This window comes from Corynebacterium pelargi, from assembly GCF_014635485.1.
Classification (GTDB): Bacteria; Actinomycetota; Actinomycetes; order Mycobacteriales; family Mycobacteriaceae; genus Corynebacterium; species Corynebacterium pelargi.
On the sequence record NZ_BMCX01000004.1, the window covers coordinates 34,213 to 60,230 of the forward strand.

Below are 26,018 nucleotides of genomic sequence, written 5' to 3' on the forward strand. Positions count from 1 at the left end.
TAGATAGGATCGGCGCATGGCGGATTTCATTGATGCCCTCAACGGGCTTGTGTGGTCCAAAGGACTCATCTTCCTTTTGCTTGGCGCTGGTGCGTACTTCACCATCAGCACCGGCTTTATGCAGATCCGCTGCATCCCAGACATGATGCGGCAAATCCGACACGGCGAGAAGTCTGAAAATGGCGTCTCGTCGTTCCAATCCCTCATGATGTCCCTGGCGGGGCGCGTGGGCGTGGGCAATATCGCCGGCGTGGCCACCGCCATCGCCTTCGGCGGCCCAGGCGCGGTGTTCTGGATGTGGGCAGTGGCATTGCTCGGTTCTGCCACCTCCTATATCGAGTGCACCTTGGGCCAGATCTTCAAGGAACAAGACCGAGACACCGGCGAATACCGTGGTGGCCCTGCCTACTACGTGGAAAAGGCCTATAAGCACACCAAGGCCGCGCCTTTCATGCTGGTCTACGCCCTGATCCTGGCCATCGTGATCATCGTCTCTACCAGCTACTTCATGCCTGGCGTGCAGGCCAATGGCGTGTCTGCTGCCGTAGAAAACGCCTGGAATATCGATCCGAAAATCACCGCCGCCATCCTGGCTATTGGCTTGGCCGTGATCATCTTCGGTGGCGTAAAGCGCATCGCTACCTTCGCCTCGATGGTGGTGCCTTTCATGGCGGCCGTGTACATCGTCGCCTCCTTGGTCATCCTGTTTAAGAACTATGACCAAATCCCGCACGTGTTCGGGCTGATCTTCAACTCCGCATTCGACAAGGAAGCCGCCTTCTCCGGATTCCTGGGCATGGCCATTCTGTGGGGCGTGAAGCGTGGCCTGTACTCCAACGAGGCCGGTCAGGGCTTCGGCCCTCAACCTGCCGCGGCAGCCGAGGTTTCTCACCCCGCGAAGCAAGGTTTTGTGCAGTCTTTCGCCGTGTACGTAGACACGCTCTTCGTGTGCTCGGCTACCGCCTTCATCATCATCTCCACCGACATGTACCGAGTATTTGAAGGTGGCGCCGAAGACGGTGCCGTGCGCTACCAAGGCGCACTGCCGGAAGGTGTGCCGGTAGGCCCAGGCTTTGTGCAGTCCGGCCTGGATACCTTTGCCGCAGGCATTGGACCGAGCTTCGTGGCGCTGGCGATCCTCTTCTTCGCCTTTACGACGGTGCTTGCCTACTACTACCTGGCAGAAACCAACGCCGCCTACCTCAACCGTTGGGTGAAAAACCACAAGGCTCGCAAGGCGATCATCTTTACCATGCGCATCCTGGTGATCATCTCGGTGATCGTAGGCGCCACCACCACCCCTGGCGCAGCCTGGGCACTGGGTGATATCGGCGCAGGTGCTACCGCCTGGCTGAACGTGATCGCAATTCTGATCATCCAGGTACCTGCACAAAAATGCCTCTGGGATTACCGCAAACAGAAGAAAGCCGGGCTCGAACCCGACTTTGATCCTGAGGCGCTGGGTATCCGCAACGCCGACTTCTGGGTGGAACGCAAGCGCATCATGCGCGAGCGCAACCTCCCCAACGGTGCCGTGGTCAGCACCGTTAACGAAGAGAATTAAAAAGCTCCTGCGCTGCAGGCTCATCCCACAACACCACGTTGCCCACATCGGTATCGGCAAAGCCACCGACGGGCACCGTGGTTGTTTCAATTCCGGAGTGCATTGCAAGCGCCACCCTGGCCAGATGCCACACATGATCCTTCTTATCCACCGTAAAAGCGCCCGCCACAGTAGAGATCGTGGGCAGCACGCGGAAGGGGTTTAAGAAGGTGCCAGGGGAGGTGAGCTTATTTACCAGCGCGCTAAAGAATTCCCGCTGGCGCTGCACCCTGTCTAAATCGCCCATCGACGTGGCACGGGTACGCACATAGCCCAACGCAGTGGGGCCATCGACGCGCTGGCACCCAGCCTGGATATTGAGGTTGGCCAGTGGGTCGTCGATAGGCTCCGGCGGGCACACCTCGATACCACCTGCGGCATCGACAACATTGGCCAAACCACCCATGCCAATTTCGGCATAGTGATCGATGCGCAAACCGGTGGCTTCCTCCACGGTCTGCTCTAATAGCGGCGCGCCACCCAAGGAGAAGGCAGCATTGATCTTGTCCATGCCATAGCCGGGGATATTCACATAAGAGTCGCGAGGAATCGACAGCAATGTGGCTTTGCCAAAGGTGGGCAGGTGCAGCAGCATGATCGTGTCGGTGCGCATCGAGCCAATATCGCCGCCGGTGCCAAGACGCTGCACATCTTCTTCTGAAAGATCCGTGCGAGAGTCGGAACCCACCAAAAGCCAGTTCGTGCCAGCGGTATTAGCAATGTGCTGAGGCGGCTGGGCATCAATGCGGTTGAGCTTCGCATCGACCCACAACCCGCCAACTAACACCAGCACTACAACAGCGGCAACCACCCAGCGCAGGGTGCCCAGGCATCCAAGACGAGGACGACGCCGTGGCTGACGGGCGCGCTTCGGAGCCGGTTGGGCAATCGAGGGGGATACCTGCACAGGCTCCGGGCGACGATATTCCTGGCGCGGCTGGAATTGGCTAGGAGCCACGTATTGCTGCCGAGGAACCTCGCGGCCGGCAGGCTGCTGTGGCGGAACCTGTTGTGGTGGCACCTGCCGCGGTGGCACCTGTTGCCGTGGAAACTGCTGCCGTGGAGCTTGTTCCGGCTGGCTTCTGCGCGGACGCCGCTGAGGCGGTTGCTTGGAAGCCGCGTCGCCACCTGCCTGCTGCCTGGCGCGACGTGCTTTTTCTAAACGATCCGGATCAATGCGGAAGCCCTCTTGGCGCCGGCGAACCGGGCGACCATAGCGGTCGCGAATCGGCTTGCCGTCGGCGTCGTAGACATAATCCATAGCTCTAGCGTAGTAGCGACTTAGCTGTGCACTGAGTTCTGGGCAGCTTGAGCGGCAACAGCCAGCAACTGCGGAATGCTCGAACGAATCGCCGCAAGGTGAATCGATGCCCCCTGGGCCGGCAAAGAAATAGCGCCGATACCCGCCATATTGCACATGGTGGCCCAAGGGGTCCACTGCGTTTGAGCATGGAAATCCTCCTCGGGGGCCATGGAGGAAAAATAGCCAATCGGCGGCGGGTCAAATGCAAGCGTTGGGCTGAGCAGAATATCAATATCCCAGGCGGCGAGCAGTTGCTGATGAACGCTCAGGAACTCCTCCGTGGCGACCTTCGCGCGCTGCCGGCTGATGTGGGTGCCACGCTCACGCAACCACTCCACCAAAGGAGAAGCCTCGCCAGGGATATTGCTCGAACGCAAGGCCAAAATATCGGCAAAGGCCTGGAAGGGAGCATCGCCATAGGGGCGCTGCACCATCCGAACCTCATGTCCGGCAGCCGCGAGTAAAGAAGCAGCATGATCGACGGCACGCAACATGTGCTCTGCAACTTCCACCTCGGCGTGCACGGGTTCTAGCAGCACGCCAATGCGCTGACGTTGTGCCGATTGGGGCGGGATGCGATACAGACGGTGGACGTCGGCAAGCGTGGAGCTTAAAAACCCCTGAGCAACAGGGTTGGCGCGCCGGGTGTTGTGGGGTGGTTTAAAGCCGACGATATTGCAACACGCCGCGGGAATACGGATGGAACCGCCACCATCGGAGCCATGAGCCACGCGCACCAAACCCCTGGCCACCGCCACCGCCGCGCCACCAGAAGAGCCGCCGGGGGTCAGGCCACTGGGGGCAACCGGTGCGGGCTGGCCCACCGGCTCTGTGTAGGCACTCAACCCCATCTCGCAGGTCAGCGTCTTGCCGGGGATGATCGCGCCGCGGGCTTGAAGCGCAGCAAGGAAGGGATCAGTTTCCGTAGGCATGCGGGTGCGGGAAATATTGCCGAAGGTGGTGGGCATTCCCTTGACGTCTGAAAGGTCCTTGGCGGGGATGATCCAGCCGCTGAGATCTCCAAGCGCGCCCACCTGGCGGTGCGCGGCCTCAGAATCGAAATAGGCAAAACCGTGTTCGCTCGGGTCCATGGTGGCCACGGCCTGGGCGAGCGTTTCCACGTCTTGATGCATGCGATCATGGTACTAGTTAGCTCTATGAGGATCGCGTTTTTAGGCCCAAGGGGAACCTTCACCGAGGCTGCACTGCACGAGTTTCAACGCCGCGGCGTCATTGACGCCAATGCAGAAGCAGTGGCCGCAGCCAACCCCCGCGAAGCAGTGCACTGGGTACGCGAGCAACAGGTGGATCTGGCCTGCGTCGCCATTGAAAATTCAGTGGACGGCCCAGTCACACCCACCTTTGATGCCCTGGCTGAGGCCGATGGGGTGCAGATCTATGCCGAAGTAGACCTCGCCATTGAATTTGCGCTGATGAGCAAAGGTATCGGGCTTGAGCAGGCAAAAAAGATCAGCACCCACCCGGTGGCGTATCAGCAAATCAGGCAGTACCTCGACGCCCACGCGCCGGGCATTGAATTTGTAGCAGCAAGCTCCAATGCCGCAGCAGCCCGCGCAGTAGCAGAAGGGGAGGTGGATCTGGCAGCCGCACCGGCACACGCAGCACAGGTGTATGGGCTATCGGTGGTGGCCGATCAGGTGGCCGATGTGCCCGATGCCCGCACCCGCTTCGTGCTGGTAGGCCGCCGAGGCAAACCAGCAGCAGCCACCGGCAGCGATCGATCAAGCGTGATGTTTACCCTGCATAATAAGCCAGGTGCGTTAGTGTCTGCGCTGGGGGAATTTGCCATGAGGGGCGTGGATTTAACCCGCATCGAATCGCGCCCCACCAGACGCGGCCTGGGCACGTATCGCTTCCATGTGGATATCCTGGGGCATATCAATGACCAGCCAGTTTCGGAGGCATTGAGGGCATTGTATTTAGCCAGTGAGACGCTGACATTCCTAGGCTCTTGGCCTGCAGCAAGCATCGAGGCGATCCCACAGCTTTATAGCCCTTCTGCGTTGCAGGCTTCCCGCGATTGGTTGGATGCGATGAAGGAGGGTAAGTAAGTGGGCAATATTGTGTTGCTGCGCCACGGCGAAACCTACGGGAATGTCGCCGGGCGCCTGGATACTCGACCACCTGGGGCAGAACTCACACCACGAGGGCGTGCCGGTGCCCGTGCGGCGGGCGTGGAGCTTGCAAATCTGTGCCCGGACCTCAGCCTTGGGGTCAGTTCGATCGCCATTCGCGCCCAACAAAGCCTGGTGGCCGGAGCCGAGGGCTTTGCCGAGGCAACGGGGCGGAACATGGAACTTTCCGTACTGAGCGGTTTGCATGAGGTAGATGCCGGCGATTTTGAAGATGACAATTCAAGCCAAGCGCACCAGGCACTAGCCAGCGTGGTGCAGGCATGGGTCACAGGTGATGTGCGGGCTCGTATCCCCGGCGGGGAGTCGGCGCAGGATGTGCTCGACCGTGCAGTTCCGGTGCTGGAGACGTTGGCCGAAGAAGATCGCGACACTGTTGTGGTGTGCCACAGCGGGGTGATGAGGATTCTTGGTGCGCACCTTGGCGGTGTTCCAACGGAACTCATCCGCGATGTCCCGGTACTGAATTCAACCGCGATTATCTTCGATCAGCAGTGGCGTTGCCGCTGGTGGGTTGATCGCTGGCTCTAGGGCATTTAGGCAATGCCGAGGCGGTGCATCTGCTCGTGGTCCATGCCGAAGTAGTGGCCAATTTCGTGCAACACCGTAATCCGAATCTGTTCTACAAGTTCTTCCGGTGTTGAACAGTAGTTTTTGAGCGAAGTCCGATAAATGGTGATGGTATCGGGCAAGAAGCCGGCGTGATCGAAGGTGCGCTCGGTCAGGGGTACTCCCTGGTAGAGCCCCAAAATGCCGGGGGAGTCGGGGTGGGCATCTTCGATGAGCACAGCCAAATTGCGCACCCGGTCGGTGATGTGGGTGGGGATTTGGGCTAAGGCTTCGTCGACAAGCTCTTCGAACTCCTCGTCCGTGACCACCTTATTGCTCCACCTTCTGCAGCTCATCGGGATTCACAATCGGCGAGCGCTTCGGGCGCGGGGCAGGCTTTTGGCCATTGATAGTGAACTGCTCCTTGGCCGTGCCCTCAAGGGCGGCGAACTTGCCTTGATCACCAAACACCAGCGCGCAATTGGCGCTATGCGAGCCCGCGAGCCAGGAACTCGAAGGCACCGTGGTCCAGAAGGGCTGCAAGGTGGATTCATAGAGGCGATCATCGCCGCCTAAATAATCCCGAGCCGCTTGGGTACACACCGTGCGCAAGTGCTTATCCTGGTCTTCCTGGCTGGGCACACGATCGGGGAACACCGGCTGCAAATCCACCACCGAGGTGATCTCAAGCTGGTGCGGTGCCGAACACTCAACGGTATGCGCGCCGCCTGCGGCATCAGTGGCAACGCAATCGCCCACGGCAAAGACATTGGATTGATCCTGCTCAGCGGCCTTGCCACTGGTGGTAATCACATTGCCTTCAGCATCGGTGCTTTGAAGGCCGCACAAGAGGGTGCGATCTCCTCGCTCCCAGGCTTCTTGGGGCGGCAAGATCGGGGCGATGGAGTACTTGCCATTGAGGTCGAAGGTGCCTCCGAGGTAGGCAACGGTGGGGTTGAAGCAAAGTTCCTCGCGCAATTGAGCCTGCCGGGCAAGATCCGGCATGGGGGCATCGGCACCGAATTCCGCCGAGGGGTAGCTGGCGAGGTTTTCCCTGCTGGATACCTCAAAGCGGTGCGGGCCGGCGCAATCTGTTTGCTCGAAATCGGAGATCGTGCCGTCTTTATCTGTCCAGGTCAAGCAGGAGCCCATATCGGCGGTGCTGAAGGAGGCCACCTGAGTACTGTCGTCGCTGCGCTGCGGTGGGGTTTCGACACTGGCTTCGTAGGCGCCGATACCGGCGGCTGCGATCAAAGCGCCCACGAGGAACGCGCGTGCTGCTGATGCGGATCGCCACGATTGCTTCATAGTGGCTTCCATCATGCCACGCGGTAGGGTTAAAGGCGTGATTGATCTGAAATTCCTGCGCGAACACCCTGACGTTGTCCGAGAATCTCAGCGAAACCGCGGGGAGGATCCGGCTTTAGTAGATGCACTGCTGCAAGCCGACGATGCCCGCCGTAGCGCTATTCAAGAAGCCGACGCGCTGCGTGCTGAGCAAAAGGCGTTTGGCAAAAAGATCGGCCAGGCCTCCCCGGAGGATCGCCCCAAGCTGCTGGAAGGCTCCAATGAGCTCAAAGCCAAGGTGAAGCAGGCTGAAGAGGAACAAAAGCGCGCCGAGGCTGAAGTATTCGAGGTGCAGATGCGCCTGAGCAACGTCGTTGAAGGCGCTCCGGCAGGTGGCGAAGAGGATTTCGAGGTGCTTGAGCATGTGGGCACCCCGCCGGAATTCGACTTCGAGCCCAAAGATCACCTGGAGCTGGGCGAATCGCTTGGCTTGATCGATATGAAGCGCGGCACCAAAGTCTCCGGCGCACGTTTTTATTACCTGACCGGCGATGGCGCCATGCTGCAGTTGGGCATGCTTACTCTTGCTGCCCAGAAGGCCAGGGCTCATGGTTTCCAGCTCATGATCCCTCCGGTGCTGGTTCGCCCCGAGGTGATGCAGGGAACTGGTTTCTTAGGTGCCCACGCGGAAGAGATCTACTACCTTGAGCGCGACGAGCTCTACCTGGTGGGTACTTCTGAGGTGGCGCTGGCGGGGTATCACCAAGACGAGATCATCGACCTCAGCGATGGCCCTGTGCGCTACGCCGGTTGGTCGAGCTGCTTCCGCCGCGAGGCTGGTTCTTATGGCAAGGACACCCGCGGTATTTTGCGCGTGCATCAGTTTGACAAGCTTGAAATGTTTGTTTACTGCAAGCCGGAAGAAGCCGCCCAGCAGCACCAAGCCTTGCTCGATATGGAACGAGAGATGCTGGCTGCCGTCGAGGTTCCCTATCGCGTTATTGACGTAGCCGGTGGCGATCTCGGTTCCTCCGCCGCCCGCAAATTCGACACCGAGGCCTGGGTGCCAACGCAGCAGACCTACCGTGAGCTCACCTCCACGTCGAACTGCACCACGTTCCAGGCGCGCCGTCTGCACACCCGCTACCGTGATGAGCAGGGCAAAGCCCAAACCTGTGCCACCTTGAACGGCACCTTGGCCACGACCCGTTGGCTTGTGGCTATTTTGGAAAATAACCAGCAGGCCGATGGAAGCGTGCTTGTGCCCGAGGCACTGCGCCCCTTCGTTGGCAAGGATGTGTTGGAACCGAAGGGGAAGTAAAAGCACATGGAATGGACCAGCAAAGACGGTTTTCGAGTCGAAGCAGGCCTTGAGCCCGCCCCGAAGCATGCGGAGGCAAAAGAGCTGGTCTATTCCAGACTCATCATTCCCGCGATTAAAGGGGTGATGAAGGCCCAGGGGCTTCAGATCACCATTCAAGGCGCCGAACATATTCCAGCCGATGGTGCGGGGCTGATTGCCTGCAACCACACCAGCTATATGGACTTTATTTTTGCTGGTATTCCGGCTCGCCTGCGCGGCAAACGCCTGGTGCGTTTTATGACGAAGCGCGAGATCTTCGACGTCAAAGGCGTTGGCACGCTTATGCGCGCCATGAAGCATATCCGCGTGGATCGCGCAGCCGGAGCCGCATCCCTGGATGAGGCGGTGCGCAGGCTCAAGGCCGGCCAATTAGTGGGAATTTTCCCCGAAGGCACGATCTCTCGGGACTTCGAACTTGGCCAATTGAAATCCGGTGCGGTGCGTATTGCTCAGGCAGCGGATGCGCCCTTGATTCCCATGGCCATGTGGGGCGCGCAGCAATTGTGGACCAAAGGCCACAAAAAGAAGATGGGTCGGCATCATTTCCCCATCTGGATGAAGGTGGGCCAGCCCATCGATGCCTCCGGGGATGTAGAAGCAGCAACCCAGCGTCTGCACTCGGCGATGGCCGAGCTGCTCGCAGAGGTGCAGCATGACTACGAGCAAACCTACGGCGCGGTGAAGATGGAACGAGCGAAGATGGAACCAGCGAAGACGGAACGAACGAAGACGGAACAATGATTCCCGCTTTAGTCGTAAGCGATATTGATGGCACGCTTTTAAATTCCCAGGAGCGGGTGACCTCGCGCTTGCGTGACGCCATCGCCTTGCTTGACGGGCGTGCGCATTTCGCCCTTGCCACCGGCAGGCCGCCGCGGTGGATTTTTCCGGTGCTGGAGCAGTTACCCCTTCGCCCGGTGTGCGTATGCGCCAATGGGGCAGTGCTCTATGATTCCGCCAAAGATGAAGTGATTGAGGCCAAAAACCTCAGTTGCGAGGCGATGCGCAGCGTAGTTCGCACGGCTCGGGACGTGCTGCCCGGTGGTTGTAGCACCGCGGTGGAACGCGTAGGTGCATCGGCATTTGAGCAGCCTGATGAGCTTTTTGTGGTCACCCCTGAGTACATTCACGCCTGGGATAGTTCCGAGCATGGCTGTGTAGAAGAAGCGGAGTTGTTGTCCAAGCCCGCCATGAAGCTGCTCCTTCGTTCCGAGCACCTCTCTGCTGCGAAGATGCATGAGCTGCTGGCCCCGCATATTCCGCAGGATCTCGCGCACATCACCTTTTCCTATGATGGCGGTTTGCTTGAGGTTTCTGCCCCCGGGGTGGTCAAGGCTCGCGCTTTGCAGGTGTTAGCGGCCAATCTTGGTGTTGGCCGCGAGCAGGTCTTGGCGTTTGGCGATATGCCTAATGATATTGAGATGCTGCGCTGGGCCGGCCATGGTGTGGCCATGGGCAATGCGCACCCAGACGTGAAAAAGGCGGCCGATGAGGTTACGGCCGCCAATGATGATTTTGGTGTAGCTCGGGTGATCGAGCGGATCTTTAGTTAGTCTGAATATCCACTGCACCCGTTGCTGGGTCGAAGGTGATGTAGCCGTGTTGGAAATCAACGCGGATCAGGCCACCGTCAACGCGGTGTTCCATGTTCACCGGCAATCCCAGCGGGCCTGCATCGAAGCCCTGAGCTGCCCATGCATCGCCAATCATGCCCCATAGCGCCTGTGCGCCGGTCTCGGGGGAGGAAACGATGATGCCCTTATCAAAGAGTGCGTAGGTGACGTCCTCACCGGTTTTCGCGGTGTACTTAGTCGTGCCCGAACGGGGGTTGCCAAGCACGGGGCCTACCTGGGCTTGGATGTTCTTCCAGGCCTTGGCAATCTCGTCATTATCGGAGGCCTTTACTAGCTTTTCGACGATCGCGGGGACGTCGGAAAGCTTGAGGCCATCAGCGACCTTGACGTTGCCGAGGGTGGCGAGGTCGAAGTTCTTCGGCTGCTTGCCTTCCTTGAGATCCAGTGCCAGACCAAGCAGGGAATTCAGGGCCTGCTCCGGGCTCATGGCGGAAAGGGAACGCAGGTAATCCTCGGCGCTTGCGGTGGAGTTCAGCGATGCAGTGCGCTCTGCAGCGGGCTTCGGAGCCGGTGCGTTATCGCTGGTCTTCGCTGCTGCCTTAGGGGTGGTGGTGGGAGTGCTCTCGGCCTTGGGGCTTTGAGTCTTCTTCTCCTTGTCCTTGGTGTCCTTAGCGTCCTTGGTGTCCTTGGCATCCTTAGTGTCGGGGGCTACGGCCTCGGCAATCTTGGTTGCTTCGGAAGCAAGGTCGGTGCGGCTCTTACCGGAGTTGATCTCCTCGTACTTCTTCTTCGCGATGGAGCGAATGGTGCCCATGGACGCATATCCCGCGGCACCGGGGCAGGTGGTGGTGCCAACGTCGCGGTGAGCGAAGATATTTGGCAGGGTTACCTGCTGGCCATAGGGGTACTTGGAGTAGGTGGTGCCCTCAGAGGTGTGCACACCAGAGCCGGTGGGGTTCAGGTGAGCCACGGCTGCGCGCCAGCCGAGGATATCGCCCACGGCCTTAAGCATCGGGGCAGAAGGAGCCACTGCCTCGTAGTTGCCCATCATGGACACGGCCCAGGTGTTCTCATTGAAGCCACCTGCGTGCGCGCCCCACACGTCCTTATTCAGTCCGCCATAACGACCCTCGTAGAGGTTGCCGTACTTATCGGCCAAGGACTGGTATCCGATATCGCACCATCCAAGGGTTTGTGCGTGGTACTGATAAATGCCACGAACGATGCCGGGTGCCTGAGCTTCGGAATAGTTATTGGAACCAGCGGTGTGGTGCACCACGAGCCCGGAAACCCCGTCGAAGTACTCGGGAGTCTGGCAACGCAGGGATTCATCGGCACCCCAGCCCTTGCGCGAAATCACCTTGGGCATGCCATCGGTATCTGCGGTGAGGTTGATGCCGTTTTCGGGCAGGGTAGAGCTGCCACCGTCCACAAAGACCACGTCCACGGCATCGGCAGGGGTAACTTCTGCTACCGGCTGGATGGCGCCGTAGTTGGTTTGCAGTTCCTTCTGGGCCTTTGCTGCGGCCTTGGAGGCTTTATTTACCTCGGTCTTGGCGGTTTCTGCGATGAGCTCCACACCACTCATGGCCACCTGCACGGTGTTGGTGGGCTCGATGTAGATCAGGTCGGTGCCTCGCTTGGAGGAATTGCCATCGCCAAAGTTCATTGGCTCGGTGTCGTACCACTCAGACCATGAGCCGTCCGGGCGCTTGGCGCGCACGAAGGCGGCGATGTCCTTTTCGCCTTCCCAGGTCACTGCGAACTGGGAGAAGGTTTGGTCGCGGTGGAATTCCTTGACGGTGCGCGGACCTTCGCCGCCTTGGGCGGCGATGGCGGCATCGTCGATGACCACGTTGAGGCCCTCTGCGAGGCTTTCTGTATCAACGGCTGCGGTGACCGGCGCGATGCCTTCACCGTCGGTGTTGATCACATTGGTGGCCTGGAGGCCGACTACGCCGGAGGCGGCCACAGCCAGCGCAGATACGAGCGCTATTACTGGGCGCTGTTTGGCGGGGATAAGGCGGCGTCGCTGCTGCACGAAGTTCTCCTTGTGGGGGAATTGTCACGTAACTGGTGTATAGCCTAGATCATTTAAGTGAAAGAAGAAACAATAGCGACGGGTGTGTCGCGTGTGAATAGTGTGATTTGGGCTTGCAGCTCACCCCTGCACCCCTTAAGTGTTGAAGCCTCAATCGCCCCGAAGATTGCTAGGCTCAGCCACATGAGTTCTTATGATCTGATTGTCGTAGGTTCTGGCCTTTTCGGCCTGACCGTCGCTGAACGCGCAGCAAGCCAACTGGGCAAGAAGGTGCTCATTGTGGAGCGCCGCAGCCACCTAGGTGGTAACGCCTACTCTGAGGCAGAGCCGGAAACCGGCATCGAGATCCATAAATACGGCGCGCACCTATTCCACACCTCCAATAAGCGGGTGTGGGACTATGTTCGCCAATTCACCGACTTCACCGGCTATCAGCACCGAGTCTTTGCCATGCACAATGGCACCGCTTATCAATTCCCCATGGGGCTTGGCCTGATTAACCAATTCTTCGGCCGCTACTACTCCCCAGATGAGGCGCGTGCGCTGATCGCCGAGCAGGCCAGCGAAATCGACGCCCAAGACGCCACCAATCTTGAGGAAAAAGCCATCTCCTTGATTGGCCGCCCCCTCTACGAGGCCTTCATTCGCGATTACACCGCCAAGCAGTGGCAGACCGACCCCAAAGAACTGCCCGCCGGCAATATCACCCGTCTGCCGGTGCGCTACAACTTTGATAATCGCTACTTCAACGACACCTATGAGGGCTTGCCTGTCGACGGCTACGCAGCCTGGCTTGAGCGCATGGCAGAGCACGAAAACATCGAAGTTCGCCTCGACACCGACTGGTTCGAGGTGCGCGAAGAACTTCGTGCCCAAAACCCCGAAGCGCCCGTGGTCTACACCGGCCCGCTGGATCGCTACTTTGATTATTCGGAAGGCAAGCTGGGCTGGCGCACCCTCGACTTTGAAACCGAGGTGCTGCCCACCGGCGACTTCCAGGGCACCCCGGTGATGAACTACAACGATGCCGAATTCCCCTATACGCGCATCCACGAGTTCCGTCACTTCCACCCCGAGCGAGAAGATCGTCACCCCAAAGACAAGACGGTCATTATGAAGGAATACTCTCGCTTTGCTGAAGAAGGCGACGAGCCCTACTACCCAATTAACACCCCTGATGACCGCGAGATGCTGTTGAAGTATCGCGAGCTGGCTGAGAAAGAAACAGCCGAGCAGCGCGTGTACTTCGGTGGACGCTTGGGTACCTACCAATACCTGGATATGCACATGGCCATTGCTTCGGCGCTGAGCATGTTCGATAACAAGCTCGCAGAAGAACTGCGCTAAGCATCAGCGTTGCAACGGCACTGAGAACTTCTTCACAGTGCCGTTTTTTGAGCAGCACAGATGCTGGTGAGGTGGCAAAAGCCACTAGGTGGCAAACGGTTGCGCTAGTAGTTTCGGAGGTGTTCAATCTTCTCCTTTTGAAAGGAACACCATGAAGCTAGGTTGGCTGGCGGCCCCTCCCGCCGCCCCGCGCAAAAGTGAAGAAGCCATCAGGGCGAGCTACCCACGCCTTCGAGTTCAAGTATTCTTTGGCATCTTCATCGGCTACGCGGGGTTCTACCTCATCCGCAACAATGTCTCGCTGATTGCACCCCTGCTTCTCGACGACACCGGCATCGACAAAGTAGGCGTTGGCATCATCGCCAACGCCGTCCTTTTTGCCTATGGCCTATCAAAATTCTTCTCGGCCATGATCTCCGACCAGGCCAATGCGCGCTACTTCATGCCGCTGGGTCTGGCGCTTTCTGCAGTAATGAATCTGCTGATCGCCAACGTCTCCTACCTTTCTGCCTCGGTAGGGATCTTCGCTACCGCCATGTTTATCAACGGCTGGTTCCAGGGCATGGGCTGGCCGCCCTGCGGCCGCGTGCTGGTGCACTGGTATTCCACCAATGAGCGCGGCTCGATCACCTCGCTGTGGAACACCGCCCACAACGTCGGTGGCGCAGCACTGCCGGCCTTGGTTGGTGTGGGCCTAGCGCAATTTCCCAATCAATGGCAGGTGGCCTTCTGGCTTCCCGCCATCGTGGCACTCTTAGTGGCCTTGATCGGTTTCCTTCTGGTGCGCGATACCCCAGAATCTCAAGGCCTGCCTCCAATCGAGGAATACCGCCAAGACCCGGCCAAAGTTGAGGCCGCCGACGATGGCCTGAGCACCTCCCAGCGCGTCTTCCGCCACGTCCTGACCAATAAGACCATCGTCATGCTGGCCATTGCGAACGTCTTTGTCTACGCGCTTCGCTACGGCGTGCTCAACTGGGTCACCGTCTTCTTGGCCGAGAAACACGGCGCAGAAATTTCCAAGGGCCTGGTGGGCTTCGCGGCCTTCGAGCTCGCCGGCATCGTGGGCACCATCGCCTGTGGTGTGCTTTCCGACAAAGTATTCAAGGGCTATCGCTCCGGCGCGGGCATGCTCTTTATGCTCGCCGCCGGCCTCAGCATCGGCGTCTACTGGCTGCTGCCGGTGGGCACGCCCATGTGGTTGCTGATCTTCTTTGTCGCACTCATCGGCGGCACCATCTACGGCCCCGTGATGCTCATTGGCCTGCAGGCCATCGACCTTTCTCCCCACAATGTTGCAGGCACCGCTGCCGGCTTCACCGGCCTTTTTGGCTACCTGCTTGGTGCAACGCTTGCTTCTACCGGTGTGGGCATCTTGGTGCAGCACTTCGGCTGGAACGTCACCTTCATGGTGTTTATCGCATTCGCCGTGCTCACCGTGGTGCTCTTCGCGCTCGTGGGTAGGCAAGAACGCGCTTTAATGCAACGCGTGCATGCGTCGAAAAGCTAAAAGTCGTGATTAACTAAGTGGGTGAAGCAAACTCCCTACCCCGTACCAAAGAGTTACCCCACATACCACCTGCAGCCGCCTCAAAAGCCCAGCGTAGGCAGGATGTATGCCCTGATTGATAGCACATTTGTGGCCTTAGGGCTGCTGCTGGTGTTTTGGTATGTGGTGGTGCTGCTGCTCTCGGGGCTGGAGTTTTCCTGGCGCAGCATCATCATGCTGCTCGGGTTTTGGTTTACCCTGACCTACCTGGCGCTACCGCGAATGCACCAGCTTTTTACCACGGTGTACATTCCCGACTACTTTATGGCGCGCACCAAAACCGGTGATGGTGTGCTCGGCGATCCGGTGAATTTGGCCCTTCGCGGTGAAGAGGCTGATATCCACGCTGCGATGCACCGAGCCAATTGGGTCAAGGCCGATCCGATCACCCTCCGCTCATCGCTGGGCATCATCATGAGCTCGCTCAAGCGCACCTCATATCCCGCTGCGCCGGTATCGAACCTCTACCTTTTTGGGCGCAAACACGACTTTGCATACCAACAGGAAGTCGATGGCAATGCCTCGCAGCGCCACCACATTCGTTTTTGGCGAGTACCAGAAGGCTGGGAGCTGCCCGGCGAAAAGAAGGTGCAGTGGCTGGCGGCAGGTACATACGATAGGGCAGTGGGTCTATCCACCCTCACCTGGCAAATCACGCACAAAATTGATGCCAACACCGACGCCGAACGCGACTATGTGATCGACTCTGTGCGCTTTGAAGATCCCGACACAAGCGTGGAAGTGATCGAAAATTTCTCTACCGCCTACCACGATAAAAATGGCGGCGGCGATGCCGTGCACACCGACGGCAACCTGCCCATCCTCGACGTGCACGGCGCAGCACAGCGCGCGGAGGAGGCCGGAGTGGATACCGGCCAAAGCAGCAATCTTGTGCACCTGGAAAACCAGAAGCTCGATGAGAAACTGGATAAGGAAATCCCGCCGCTGCAGCTCGGATTCGTTGGCCTGGCCGTAGCCAGCAAACTGGTGGTGCTGCTCATCGCCGTCGCGCTCCTGGGCTTTGTGCACGATGACCCGGAGGTGGGAGCCGCGCTATCTGGGGCGCTCGGCGCTATTATCGCGACCTTGATCCAAGGTGGGCTCTATGTGCTCACTGTGCGCCGCAAGCGCTGGGCGCGCCTGGTTTTCCTGATCATCGCCTCCGTCGGGGCGTTGGGGGAGATGTGGCGGCTCACCATGGCGGATCATCCCAGCATTTTCGCCTACCTCAGCGTAGGTCTTTCAGTATTGGTGGTGCTTGCCCTGAGCGCGCCTGCGGTGCGTGCCTGGGTGTTTGCCCTGCGTCGTCGTTCGGGAGTGCAATGAACAACTGCCTCAGGCCGTTCGGCGCTGCGCAGCCGCGCAGTGCTGCGCTGCTTCGCCCCGTGATGCTGCCCAGCGCGGTGGTGTCTTATGTGATGCTGCCCTGTGTGATGTTGCTCTGTGCGATGTTGCTCGGCGCCTGCGCCAATCAGGGATCTGAGCAGCCGAGTTCCTCGGTGGTGGCCGCTTCGAGTGAGCAGCCGCCGGCCTGTGCCGGCGAGCGTAATCCCTTTTGGGGCGTGCGTCCTTTGCCGCTGGCGAGCAATCCCTCGATCACCTTCGACTTCACCATTAGTGAGGATCATTTTGATGCCTGCGAGCCGCTGAGTTGGGCGGTGCTTTCGGGTATGGCTGGGCCGGACTTTAGAAAAGCGGTGGTGTTTTTCGAGCACGGATCGGTCGTGGTTGAGCCGGCACCGCTGCTGCTCGGGAGCATGGATGCCGTGGAGCGGATCGATCCAAACACGGTAGTGATTCGCTATCGGGACGGAGAGGCAGCCACTTTTACGCTTGATGGAAAGGCGTTAGTTCTAGAAAACAATACTCTTGCCCAGGATGCGATATTTTCGGCGCCGCTTCTAGACTTATCGCAGTTCACAGAACAAAAATCCTAAATTTCCGCCGTGTTACATTCATTTCCTTAGATACCCCCACAAGAGGGTATCTAAGGATCGTCTTTCTTTGTTGCTTTAACAGCAAGCCTATTGTTGTTAATCAGATCAAGAAAGGCAGGTTCATCCATGAAGCAGCACAAAGGGACACGCAAATCCCTTGGAATCCTCCTGGCCGCAGGCATCGCCTTTGGCGGCACCCTTGCCCCGGCATATGCCGAGCCGAACCCCGCGGGCTATGTTCGCGAATACAACACCTACCCCGGCCAAGTCTCCGGCATGGTGGCCCCCAATGCACAAGTCAGCGATGGCCACTTCACCTCAGTTGATGGCACCCAGATCTACTTCAAAAAGAATCTTGTGCCCGGTGCAAAAGCCACCGTTGCCCTGATCCACGGTCTGGCAGAAAATCAAGAGCGCTACGACTACATCACCTACCGGCTGAATATGGCCGGCTACAACGTCTACCGCCTCGACCACCGTGGCCATGGTCGCTCCGCAGAGCCCTATAACAATGTGCGCAAGAACTTGATCAATAACTTCGAGCTGGTCGATTCCGACATGAAGCAGCTCGTAGATATGGCTCGCGCCGAGCAGCCCGGCAAGCTGTACATGATGGGCCACTCCATGGGTGCCATGGCCGCGCAGTACTACGCGGTGAACCACCCCGGCGATATTGACGGCCTGGTGACCAATGGCGGCGGCATTCCGGCCAACCTCTATGGTTCCAATGATCTTCAGCCCGAGTACATTCACGCCGATGGCCAGTCCGCGTTGAGCATGCTGGATCCCTTTACCCGAAAAGATGAACGCCCCTTGGCGCCTTTCGACGCGCTATTTGGGGTCAATCTCAACGGCGCACTCAATAGCGTTGGCATGGATGTGAGCCAACTGCCCGGCGTGGCTCCGCACGAGTCGCCCGCTGCACTGCAGCAGATGGAGATTCCCAACGCCTTCAAGATCGGCGTGGTCAGCGATCCCGATGTGCGTGATCAATTGGCCAATGATCCGCTGAACTCCAAGGTGGTGAACATGTCCACCGGCCTGCAGATCATCGAAGCACTGCTCTATACCGGTCAGCACGCCAAGAACTACCAAGGCCCGACCTTGATCATGCACGGCGACACCGATGGATTGGTGCCATATCCGCTGGATATCAACTGGTACAACGCGGTGGGCAGCACCGATAAGCAGATGATTCTGTGGAAAGACATGATGCACGAGACGATGAATGAACCGGCTCGTGACCAGGTAATTGATCGAGCCATTGCCTGGCTGGACGCCCACTAATCATCTTTCCAGACCTTCCCCGAAGCGTCACTCCCAGCGGGCTAGCGAAAGCGAGTAGCCTAATTGGGAAAGTTTATGCCAAAAGGGAAGGTCATTTTATGGACGCGAAACTGCAGCGTTTCCTGCTGCCAAAGGCTGGCGAGCCTTATGACGTTCGCATGCTCTACCTCATTGAATCCGAGCACAACCAAACCCGCTCTCGCTGGTCGGACCGCAATAGCATTTGCATTCCGGCCGGCAACGAGGTGAGCTTCCAGACCTACTTCAACGCCTTCCCGGCCAGCTACTGGCGCCGCTGGTCCCAGCTTTCCTCCGTTATCCTTCGCGTCGAGGTACAAGGCACCGCCCGCGTGGATGTCTTCCGCTCAAAGATCGACGCCTCCCGGCTTTCAGTCGCCGGCGACGTGGTGAGCGATGGAACCTTAGAATTCGAGCTCTCGCTCAAACAATTTGAAGATGGCGGCTGGCTCTGGTTTGAAGTAACCGCCGATACCGATGCCACCATCACCGCTGGCTGGTACGCGCCACATGCGCCCAAGGCTCAAACCATGCCCGATGGCACCGAGGTTGGCCCATTCGAGGCCCGCGCCACCATCGGCATCCCCACCTTCAACCGCCCAGCCGACGCCGTGGCGGCTCTTGAGGCCTTGGCAAGTGACCCCGAGGTCGACGCGGTGATCGACGCGATCATCATGCCCGACCAGGGCAATAAGCACCCCGCCGATGAACCCGGCTACAAGGAAGTTACCGAGCACTTCAAGGACCGTTTCTTCGAATTCCGCCAGGGCAATCTGGGTGGCTCCGGTGGTTACTCGCGCATCATGTACGAGGCCTTGGGTGATAACACCCCGGATTCGCCCTACATCCTCTACATGGATGACGATATCCAGATCGAGCCCGACTCCATCCTGCGCGCCCTCCAAGCCGCCCGCTACGCCAAGCACCCCATGCTGATTGGCGGCCAGATGCTGAACCTTCAAGAGCGCAGCCACCTTCACACCATGGGTGAGGTCATTGACCGCCACAGCTTCATGTGGACTGCTGCACCGCACACCCACTATGACCACGACTTCGCGACGAATCCGCTGAAGAACCGCTGGCCGCAGAACCCGGACTTCGATGTGCGCGATATGCACCGCCGCATCGACGTCGATTACAACGGCTGGTGGATGTGCACCATCCCGCGTGTGGTTGCAGAAACCATCGGCCAACCGCTGCCACTCTTTATTAAGTGGGATGACGGCGAGTACGGCCTGCGCGCAGGCAAGGCAGGTTTCCCCACCGCATCGTGGCCTGGCATCGCCATTTGGCACATGGCCTGGAGTGATAAAGACGATGCGATCGACTGGCAGGCCTACTTCCACCTTCGTAACCGCTTGATTGTGGCGGCACTGCAGCATGATGGCGATACCAAGGGGCTGATCCGCTCCATGCAAAAGGCCACCGCAAAGCACCTGGTGTGCATGGAGTACTCCACTGTGGCTATCCAAAACGAGGCCATGAAGGATTTCTTGGCAGGCCCAGATCACCTCTTCGATATCCTCGAAACCTCCTTGCCACGCATCAACGCCATGCGCAAGGAATTTAGCGATGCGCAGGTGATTTCCTCCGCCAGCGAGCTGCCTCGACCTTCCGGTGCTCCCGGCGTACCAACCACCTGGACCATCAATGGCCCATTGGCTGGTGCAAAGAAGGCTGTGTGGTTGGCTAAGAGCCTCAAGCACACCCTGAGCAAGGAAAACCGCGATCACCACGAGGTGCCGCAGGCCAACCTGGCTCCAATTAACGCTCGTTGGTTCTCGCTAGGCCAACTGGATTCCGCCACCGTGACCACTGCCGATGGATCGGGCGTGGTCTTCCGTAAGCGCGACCGCAAGCTGGCCAAGGAGTTGCTGCAGGAATCGCTGAAGCTGCAAAAGCAGGTGGCGGAAGAATTTGATCGCCTGCGCGGTGAATATCGTGCAGCGCACGAGCACCTGACCAGCCGCGAGGCATGGAGTGAGGTGTTCGATGCGTGAGGCTGATGTGCTGGTTTGCATCCAGCGCACCTTCGCCGATCGTCCCGGAGTCCTGCCGGCTGCTCGGGCCATGAGCCATTTTGGAGAACATGCACTCGGATGGATGGGTCTTGGGGCGCTCGGCGCCCTCGTGCAGCCATCCAAGCGCCAACAGTGGATCCGATTGGCAGGTGCCTCCTTTTGTAGCCACGCCGCGAGCGTGGTGATCAAGCGAATTGTTCGCAGGAAACGGCCCCATGATCCTCGCATTGAGATTGGTGTGGCTACGCCTTCGAAGTTGAGTTTTCCAAGTTCCCACGCCACTTCCACGACGGCGGCGCTGCTGAGCCTGGCGTACATTTGCGGCAAGCCCTGGCCTTTGGCCGGTGTGCCGGTGATGATGTTCTCGCGTATGGTTCTCGGCGTTCATTACCCCAGTGATGTAGCAGCCGGTGCCGGCATTGGTGCTGCCACCGCAGTGATTATGAAGGGAAGCAAGTGAGCGACGACGCGCTATTGGAGTCAGAGCCGCATACCTCCGGGCTATCGCGAAACCCCAAAGGTCAGGCACCAAAGCCTCCGAAGAACCTAGGCGAGGCGATCATCAAAGGGCTGCGCCCCAAGCAGTGGGTAAAAAATGTCCTCGTGCTTGCAGCACCCATGGCTGCCGGTGCGGATACGCTCTTTCACAGCAGCACGCTTGGCGACGTCGCCTTAGCCTTCTTAGTGTTCTGCATGGCCGCATCCTCGATCTATCTGGTCAATGATGCCCGAGATGTAGAAGCCGATAGGGAACACCCCACCAAGCGCTATCGCCCCATTGCCTCCGGCAAGCTGCCAGTAGGCCTTGCCTATGGCATGGCCGTGGCTCTGATTATCGGGGCTGTGGTGTTGAGCTTCCTGGCCACCTCCGGCAAGGGGCTCGCCATCGTGGTCGCTGTCTATATTGTGCTGCAGCTTGGCTACTGCTTCGGGTGGAAGCACATGCCCGTGATTGACATCGCCCTCGTATCGTCCGGCTTCATGCTGCGCGCCATGGCAGGCGGTGTGGCTGCCGGCATCAACCTTTCCCAGTGGTTCCTGCTTGTAGCCGCCTTCGGTTCGCTGTTCATGGCTTCTGGTAAGCGCTATGCCGAGATTTTGCTGGCGGAGAAAAGCGGCGCCAAGATCCGCAAAGCGCTCGAAGGTTATACCCCTACCTACTTGCGCTTCGTCTGGACGCTTTCAGCTACTGCGGTGGTGATCTCCTATGCGCTGTGGGGCTTCCAGATGGCATCGGCCGTCGATGGTGCTGCGAAGGTGTGGTACCAGGTTTCGATGGTGCCGGTGACGGTGGCGATTTTGCGCTACGCGGCCGATGTTGACCGAGGTGAGGGCGGTGCGCCCGATGAGATTGCGCTCAAAGATCGCCCATTGCAGGTGCTGGCCTTGATGTGGATTGCCTGCATCACCATCGCCGTCTACGTCGTCCCGGCATTGTAGTTTTGTCGCGTGATGCTCTAAGGTGTTCGACATTAAGATCACGAAATTGTAACGCTTCAGTTCGGGGCCACGATAGGTCTTCCGTTAATACAGTGAAGGAGAACTATGTCGTTCGCGTCTCGCTTGAAGTCGGTTGCCCGTAAGGCAACCGCAACGCTCGCAGCGCTGGCTACTGCAGCCACACTCGCTACCGTCGGTGCAGGCACCGCTAGTGCTCAAGGCCACCGCGATTGGCTGCGCCCTGATGCTACCGGTCACTGCGATTGGGATGGTGTGGCCTTTTGGGTGCAGCGTTGTGATGTTTGGTCGCCCTCGAATGGTCGCAACATCACCGTGCAGATCCAGCCCGCTCAGCGTGCTGGCAATGCTGGCCTCTACATGCTCGATGGTGCCCGTGCCCCGGAGGCCTATAACGCTTGGGCCGTCGACGCCCGCGCCATGGAGAAGTTCGTAGATAACAACATCACCCTGGTCATGCCAGTGGGCGGTGCTGGTACCTTCTACACCGACTGGGCTGGCCCTCAGGGCTTCTTCGGTGGCCCAACCCCGAAGTGGGAAACCTTCCTTACCCAGGAGCTGCCCGCCTACCTGCAGCAGCACTTTGGCGTAAGCCCCACCAATAACTCCATCGCCGGTCTTTCCATGGGTGCTACCGCCGCAATGAACCTTGCGGCAAATCACCCGCAGCAGTTCCGTCAGGCACTGAGCTACTCCGGTTATCTCACCACCACCTTGCCCGGTGCCTTTGCCCTGATGGGTCTGGTTGTGTGGGACACCGCGCAGATGAATGTGAACAACATGTACGGCTCCATCATGAGCCCGCGTCGTGCCGAGCTTGATCCTTATACCAACATGGAAGGCCTGCGCGGTAAGGACATCTATGTCTCCGCCGCCTCCGGTGTGTGGGGTCCGGGCGAAATTGGTCAGCCAATCAATGGCCTGCTGGTTGGCTCCGCGCTTGAAGCTAGCGCCAATGCCTCTACCCGCTACTGGGAGCCCAAGGCTCGTGCCATTGGTCTGAACGTCACCTCTGACTATCCGCTGCTGGGCATTCACAACTGGCAGCAGTGGGATCTGCAGCTTGCAAAGACTCGCGGCCGCATCCTCGATGTGATGAATGCTTGGTAAGCCTTCGCGCTTGTGCCCATTGGGCATGTAGCCAAAAAGAAAACTCCCTGCGGGGAGTTTTTTCTTTTGTTCGGTGTGTCTAATGTGAAAGTTGAAGTTCAACTTTAAGCTTGGGACTTGACTAATGGAAGGAAGACACACGTGAAGCACGCAACCAAGGTCGCCGCAGTGGCCCTGTCCGCCGCCCTGAGCGTTACCCTCGCACCCCAGGTGCACGCTCAAAGCGTTGAAATCCCAGGCGTTTCCGACTACCTGCGCGGCGACGCACAGCCTCGCACCCCAATCCGCACCGACTACCCCAAGATTGAAGGCTTGCCGGAAGGCGTGTCCGTGGATCGCGTGGAGTGGTTGAGCGCTCGTCGCATCGCCCTGTTTATCAACTCCAAGGCCATGCCCGAAGCTCCCATCCAGGTGCAGGTGCTCTTGGCCCGCGACTGGTATAAGGACCCCTCCCGCTCCTTCCCCTCGGTGTGGGCATTGGACGGTATGCGCGCAGTGGATACCGAAAATGGCTGGACCATGTACACCAACATTGAGCAGTTCTTCTCCGATAAGAACGTCAATGTGGTGCTTCCTGTCGGCGGTGAATCTTCCTTCTACTCCGATTGGCAGCGTCCCGATAACGGCAAGCACTACATGTGGGAGACTTTCCTTACCCAGGAGCTGATCCCGGTGCTGCGCGAGGGCTACCGCACGAATGGTGATCGCGCCATTACTGGTTTGTCTATGGGCGGTACCGCCGCCATCAACTTGGCTGAGCGTCGCCCCGACCTGTTCAACTTCGCTGGTTCTTTCTCCGGCTACCTCGATACCACCAGCGTGGGCATGCCTCCCGCGATTCAGGCCGCGTTGTCTGAAGCGGGTGGCTACGATGCCACCGCCATGTGGGGTCCATACGGCTCCCAAGACTGGATCGACCACGACCCCAAGCTGGGTGTAGAAAACCTTCAGGGCAAGACGGTCTATGTTTCTGCCGGCTCCGGCAATGATGACTATGGCAAGCCAGAATCTGTGGCCAAGGCTCCTGCGCAACCCGCCGGCGTTGGCCTTGAGGTGATTTCCCGAATGACCTCACAGACCTTCGTCGACAGGGCAAAGCGCGCCGGCATTGAGCCCGTGGTGTCGTTCCGTCCTTCCGGTGTGCATGACTGGCCGTATTGGCAGTTCGAGATGGTGCAGGCTTGGCCATATATGGCTGATGCGCTCAAGCTCGGCGATGAAGACCGCGGTAGCTCCTGCATGCCCGTGGGAGCCATTGCCGAGGCCACGAAGAACGGCGTGATTGGCGATTGCGTCAATAACGAATACGACGTCCCCGGTGGTAAGGCAGAAGACTTCGTTTCCGGTCGCGCCTATTGGTCGCCAAAGACTGGCGCTCATCCGCTGTGGGGCCGCATTGGATCCCGCTATGCAGAAATGGGCGGCCCGGAGTCCTGGTTGGGCTATCCCACCTCTTCCGAGATCGAGCTGAAGAAGGGCCGTATGGTCACCTTCGAGCACGGCAATATCTACTGGTCGGTGGAAACCGGTCCGGTGGCAGTGCCCAATGACATCATCGAGACCTGGGGCACGCAGGGCTTTGAAAACGGCGACCTCGGCCTGCCCATTAAGCCCATGGAAGAAAAGAATGGCTACCGCATTCAGCAGTTCCAAGACGGCATTGTGGTGAATAAGGATGGCGAGCCCGGGCATTGGCTCAAGGGCGTGATTGCCAAGAAGTACCTTGAGATGGGCACCGTTGAATCCCCGCTCGGGGCTCCGAAGTCCAATGAGATTTCCATTCCAGGTGGCGCCTTCCAGCGCTTCGAGCGCGGCAACCTGTACTGGTCGCTGCCCACCAACGCTCATGCCATCTACTACGGTGACATCTTCGATGCCTGGGGTAAGAAGGGCTATGAGCAAGGCGAGTATGGTTACCCCACCAGCGATCAAAGCGAGATCCCCGCAGGTGGCCAGGAAATCACCTTTGAGCACGGCAAGATCAGCCAGATCAATGGCCAAATCAAGGAGGAGAAGTAGATGAAGCGCCTCGCGGGCTCTGTAGTGGCTGCGGTGTTGGCTTCGGCTACCTTGGCTGCTTGTGGCAGTGCCACGGTGGAAGATGAGTCCACCTCGGTGGCTCCCTTGAGCAAAACGGCAAGCTCGACGCCCTCGCAGTCGAAGAAGTCGAAGGCGACCCAGGAGCAAACTGAGCAAAATCAAGACCGCCCGGCCCAGGAGATCGACCAGGTGCCGGAAGAGAAGCTGGTGTTGAGCAAGCAGGACTCCGCGTATTTGGATCAGCTTGCTAAAGATGGCGTTGATACCAAGGGCGTGGAGCGAGAACTGCTCACTGTCGCCTCCTTGGTGTGTTCTGAGAATGGCAGCCCGATGAATTCGGCTACTGTGCAGGCCGTTGCCGGACAGTTGGTGGAACAGGGCAAGACGGATAAGGATTTCGAGCAGACTGCGCAGGCACTTGAGGCCAGCGCAAAGAAGGCATATTGCGCATGAAAAAACTCCTGATGGCGGCAGCCGCGATCATCATTGTGATCGTGATTGTGTTGGGTGTTGCCCGCTGGTTAGAGCAACGTCCGAATGAGCAGACGGGTGCCCAACAGCCGCCTTTGGCGCAGCCAGAACACTGCGCTGATGTGGAGTTTATTTCTGCTCCCGGTACGTGGGAGTCGAATGCGGTGGATGATCCTTTTGCCCCTCAGGCAAATCCGAATTCCTTGATGTTGCAGATCACCAACCCCCTGACTGAGCAGTTCCAGGGCCAGAAGGTGAAGATCTGGACGCTTCCTTATACTGCGCAGTTCCGCAATATCAACGCTCAAGACGAGATGAGCTACGACGATTCTCGTGAAGAAGGCATTGCCAGGGTGGAGCAGGAATTGCGTGATGTGCACGCAGAATGCCCCCAAACCGATTTCATCTTGGCTGGTTTTTCTCAGGGCGCAGTGCTGCTTGGAGATGTAGCCAATAAGATCGGCGTGCACGGTGAGGTGATCCCTGCAGACAGGATCCGTGGCGTTGCCTTGCTTGCCGACGGCCGCCGTGTGCCAGAAGCCGGCCAGTTCGTTGGCAATCCTGTCGCTGGTGTGGGGGCGGAGGTTGCCCTTGAGCCGGTGAATCTTTTGGTGCAGCCGATTGTTCCCGGTGCCACGATGCGTGGGCCACGCGATGGGGGATTCGGGGTGCTCAATGATCGAGTGATGGAGATTTGCGCTCCCGACGATACGGTGTGCGATGCTCCTCGCAATGTGGTCAATGGTGTGGCGCGGGCTCGACAATTAATTGAGTCCAATGGTGTGCACGGAATGTATGCCACCAACCCGAATGTGATTCCTGGTACCACTGCGGTGCAGTGGGTGATTGATTGGGCGCGAGACCTTATCCAGCAATAACTTGCGTAACTTGCGTAACATTGTTAAGG

23 protein-coding genes are annotated in these 26,018 nt (G+C 58.8%); 18 read left to right on the top strand and 5 right to left on the bottom strand.

What is annotated here, in order from left to right; genetic code table 11:
• The first annotated feature begins 16 nt into the window (after positions 1 to 16).
• A complete protein-coding gene (locus IEU99_RS08530; RefSeq protein ID WP_128889049.1) occupies positions 17 to 1,564 on the top strand; it encodes an alanine/glycine:cation symporter family protein in 1,548 nt (515 codons plus the stop codon).
• Here IEU99_RS08530 and IEU99_RS08535 read toward each other — a convergent pair.
• On the bottom strand, positions 1,548 to 2,864 hold the full coding sequence (locus IEU99_RS08535; RefSeq protein ID WP_128889050.1) for an LCP family protein: 1,317 nt from the start codon (positions 2,862 to 2,864) through the stop codon (positions 1,548 to 1,550). The genes IEU99_RS08530 and IEU99_RS08535 overlap by 17 nt on opposite strands.
• Positions 2,865 to 2,884: 20 nt before the next feature.
• On the bottom strand, positions 2,885 to 4,039 hold the full coding sequence (locus tag IEU99_RS08540; protein WP_128889051.1) for an amidase: 1,155 nt from the start codon (positions 4,037 to 4,039) through the stop codon (positions 2,885 to 2,887).
• Positions 4,040 to 4,063: 24 nt separating this feature from the next.
• On the opposite strand from IEU99_RS08540, the gene pheA reads away from it, so the two are divergent.
• Both pheA and IEU99_RS08550 read left to right on the top strand, forming a co-directional pair.
• Positions 4,064 to 4,978: a prephenate dehydratase gene (pheA, locus tag IEU99_RS08545; protein WP_128889052.1), complete on the top strand. Its 915-nt coding sequence runs from the start codon at positions 4,064 to 4,066 to the stop codon at positions 4,976 to 4,978.
• Positions 4,979 to 5,590, top strand: a complete 612-nt coding sequence (locus IEU99_RS08550; RefSeq protein ID WP_128889053.1) for a histidine phosphatase family protein — start codon at positions 4,979 to 4,981, stop codon at positions 5,588 to 5,590. It begins immediately after the preceding gene.
• A gap of 5 nt (positions 5,591 to 5,595) precedes the next feature.
• Here IEU99_RS08550 and IEU99_RS08555 read toward each other — a convergent pair whose 3' ends face one another.
• On the bottom strand, positions 5,596 to 5,937 hold the full coding sequence (locus IEU99_RS08555) for a metallopeptidase family protein (protein WP_229718445.1): 342 nt from the start codon (positions 5,935 to 5,937) through the stop codon (positions 5,596 to 5,598).
• A 1-nt stretch (position 5,938) separates the two neighbouring features.
• Complete coding sequence (locus tag IEU99_RS08560; RefSeq protein WP_128889055.1) at positions 5,939 to 6,916, bottom strand: septum formation family protein; 978 nt, start codon at positions 6,914 to 6,916, stop codon at positions 5,939 to 5,941.
• Positions 6,917 to 6,953: 37 nt separating this feature from the next.
• Here IEU99_RS08560 and serS point away from each other — a divergent pair, with 37 nt between their 5' ends.
• Genes serS through IEU99_RS08575 form a run of 3 tightly spaced genes read left to right on the top strand, consistent with a single transcriptional unit; the run spans position 6,954 to position 9,811 of the window.
• On the top strand, positions 6,954 to 8,216 hold the full coding sequence (gene serS / locus IEU99_RS08565) for a serine--tRNA ligase (protein WP_128889056.1): 1,263 nt from the start codon (positions 6,954 to 6,956) through the stop codon (positions 8,214 to 8,216).
• A gap of 6 nt (positions 8,217 to 8,222) precedes the next feature.
• The gene (locus IEU99_RS08570; protein WP_128889057.1) at positions 8,223 to 8,999 is read left to right on the top strand and encodes a lysophospholipid acyltransferase family protein; all 777 of its coding nucleotides are present in this window, start codon (positions 8,223 to 8,225) and stop codon (positions 8,997 to 8,999) included.
• Positions 8,996 to 9,811 carry an HAD family hydrolase gene (locus IEU99_RS08575; RefSeq protein ID WP_128889058.1) on the top strand — a complete coding sequence of 272 codons (816 nt, stop codon included), beginning with the start codon at positions 8,996 to 8,998 and terminating at the stop codon, positions 9,809 to 9,811. Before IEU99_RS08570 ends, IEU99_RS08575 begins: the two co-directional genes overlap by 4 nt.
• On the opposite strand, the gene IEU99_RS08580 is transcribed toward IEU99_RS08575, so the two are convergent.
• Positions 9,804 to 11,873 carry an N-acetylmuramoyl-L-alanine amidase gene (locus tag IEU99_RS08580; RefSeq protein ID WP_164931120.1) on the bottom strand — a complete coding sequence of 690 codons (2,070 nt, stop codon included), beginning with the start codon at positions 11,871 to 11,873 and terminating at the stop codon, positions 9,804 to 9,806. The two genes, IEU99_RS08575 and IEU99_RS08580, sit on opposite strands and share 8 nt — an antisense overlap.
• A gap of 183 nt (positions 11,874 to 12,056) precedes the next feature.
• Between IEU99_RS08580 and glf the strand changes: the two genes are divergently transcribed.
• From glf to IEU99_RS08640, 12 genes are all read left to right on the top strand, one after another.
• Positions 12,057 to 13,220 carry a UDP-galactopyranose mutase gene (glf, locus tag IEU99_RS08585; RefSeq protein WP_128889059.1) on the top strand — a complete coding sequence of 388 codons (1,164 nt, stop codon included), beginning with the start codon at positions 12,057 to 12,059 and terminating at the stop codon, positions 13,218 to 13,220.
• Between the two features lie 151 nt (positions 13,221 to 13,371).
• Positions 13,372 to 14,730: an MFS transporter gene (locus tag IEU99_RS08590; RefSeq protein ID WP_128889060.1), complete on the top strand. Its 1,359-nt coding sequence runs from the start codon at positions 13,372 to 13,374 to the stop codon at positions 14,728 to 14,730.
• 21 nt (positions 14,731 to 14,751) lie between these two features.
• Positions 14,752 to 16,095: an LssY C-terminal domain-containing protein gene (locus IEU99_RS08595; RefSeq protein WP_229718446.1), complete on the top strand. Its 1,344-nt coding sequence runs from the start codon at positions 14,752 to 14,754 to the stop codon at positions 16,093 to 16,095.
• A 62-nt stretch (positions 16,096 to 16,157) separates the two neighbouring features.
• Positions 16,158 to 16,706, top strand: a complete 549-nt coding sequence (locus IEU99_RS08600; protein ID WP_229718466.1) for an LppP/LprE family lipoprotein — start codon at positions 16,158 to 16,160, stop codon at positions 16,704 to 16,706.
• 126 nt (positions 16,707 to 16,832) lie between these two features.
• The gene (locus tag IEU99_RS08605) at positions 16,833 to 17,993 is read left to right on the top strand and encodes an alpha/beta fold hydrolase (protein ID WP_128889062.1); all 1,161 of its coding nucleotides are present in this window, start codon (positions 16,833 to 16,835) and stop codon (positions 17,991 to 17,993) included.
• A gap of 98 nt (positions 17,994 to 18,091) precedes the next feature.
• Positions 18,092 to 20,011, top strand: coding sequence for a glycosyltransferase (locus IEU99_RS08610; RefSeq protein WP_128889063.1), 1,920 nt, complete (start codon positions 18,092 to 18,094; stop codon positions 20,009 to 20,011).
• The gene (locus tag IEU99_RS08615) at positions 20,004 to 20,492 is read left to right on the top strand and encodes a phosphatase PAP2 family protein (protein ID WP_128889064.1); all 489 of its coding nucleotides are present in this window, start codon (positions 20,004 to 20,006) and stop codon (positions 20,490 to 20,492) included. Before IEU99_RS08610 ends, IEU99_RS08615 begins: the two co-directional genes overlap by 8 nt.
• Positions 20,489 to 21,472: a decaprenyl-phosphate phosphoribosyltransferase gene (locus tag IEU99_RS08620; RefSeq protein ID WP_128889065.1), complete on the top strand. Its 984-nt coding sequence runs from the start codon at positions 20,489 to 20,491 to the stop codon at positions 21,470 to 21,472. Before IEU99_RS08615 ends, IEU99_RS08620 begins: the two co-directional genes overlap by 4 nt.
• 105 nt (positions 21,473 to 21,577) lie before the next feature.
• Entirely contained in the window at positions 21,578 to 22,600 is a 1,023-nt protein-coding gene (locus tag IEU99_RS08625; RefSeq protein WP_128889066.1) for an alpha/beta hydrolase, read from the top strand.
• A 141-nt stretch (positions 22,601 to 22,741) separates the two neighbouring features.
• The gene (locus tag IEU99_RS08630; protein ID WP_229718447.1) at positions 22,742 to 24,619 is read left to right on the top strand and encodes an alpha/beta hydrolase-fold protein; all 1,878 of its coding nucleotides are present in this window, start codon (positions 22,742 to 22,744) and stop codon (positions 24,617 to 24,619) included.
• Positions 24,620 to 25,093: a hypothetical protein gene (locus IEU99_RS08635; protein ID WP_128889068.1), complete on the top strand. Its 474-nt coding sequence runs from the start codon at positions 24,620 to 24,622 to the stop codon at positions 25,091 to 25,093.
• The gene (locus tag IEU99_RS08640; protein WP_128889069.1) at positions 25,090 to 25,989 is read left to right on the top strand and encodes a cutinase family protein; all 900 of its coding nucleotides are present in this window, start codon (positions 25,090 to 25,092) and stop codon (positions 25,987 to 25,989) included. The genes IEU99_RS08635 and IEU99_RS08640 overlap by 4 nt, the downstream gene beginning before the upstream one ends.
• Positions 25,990 to 26,018: the final 29 nt, after the last annotated feature.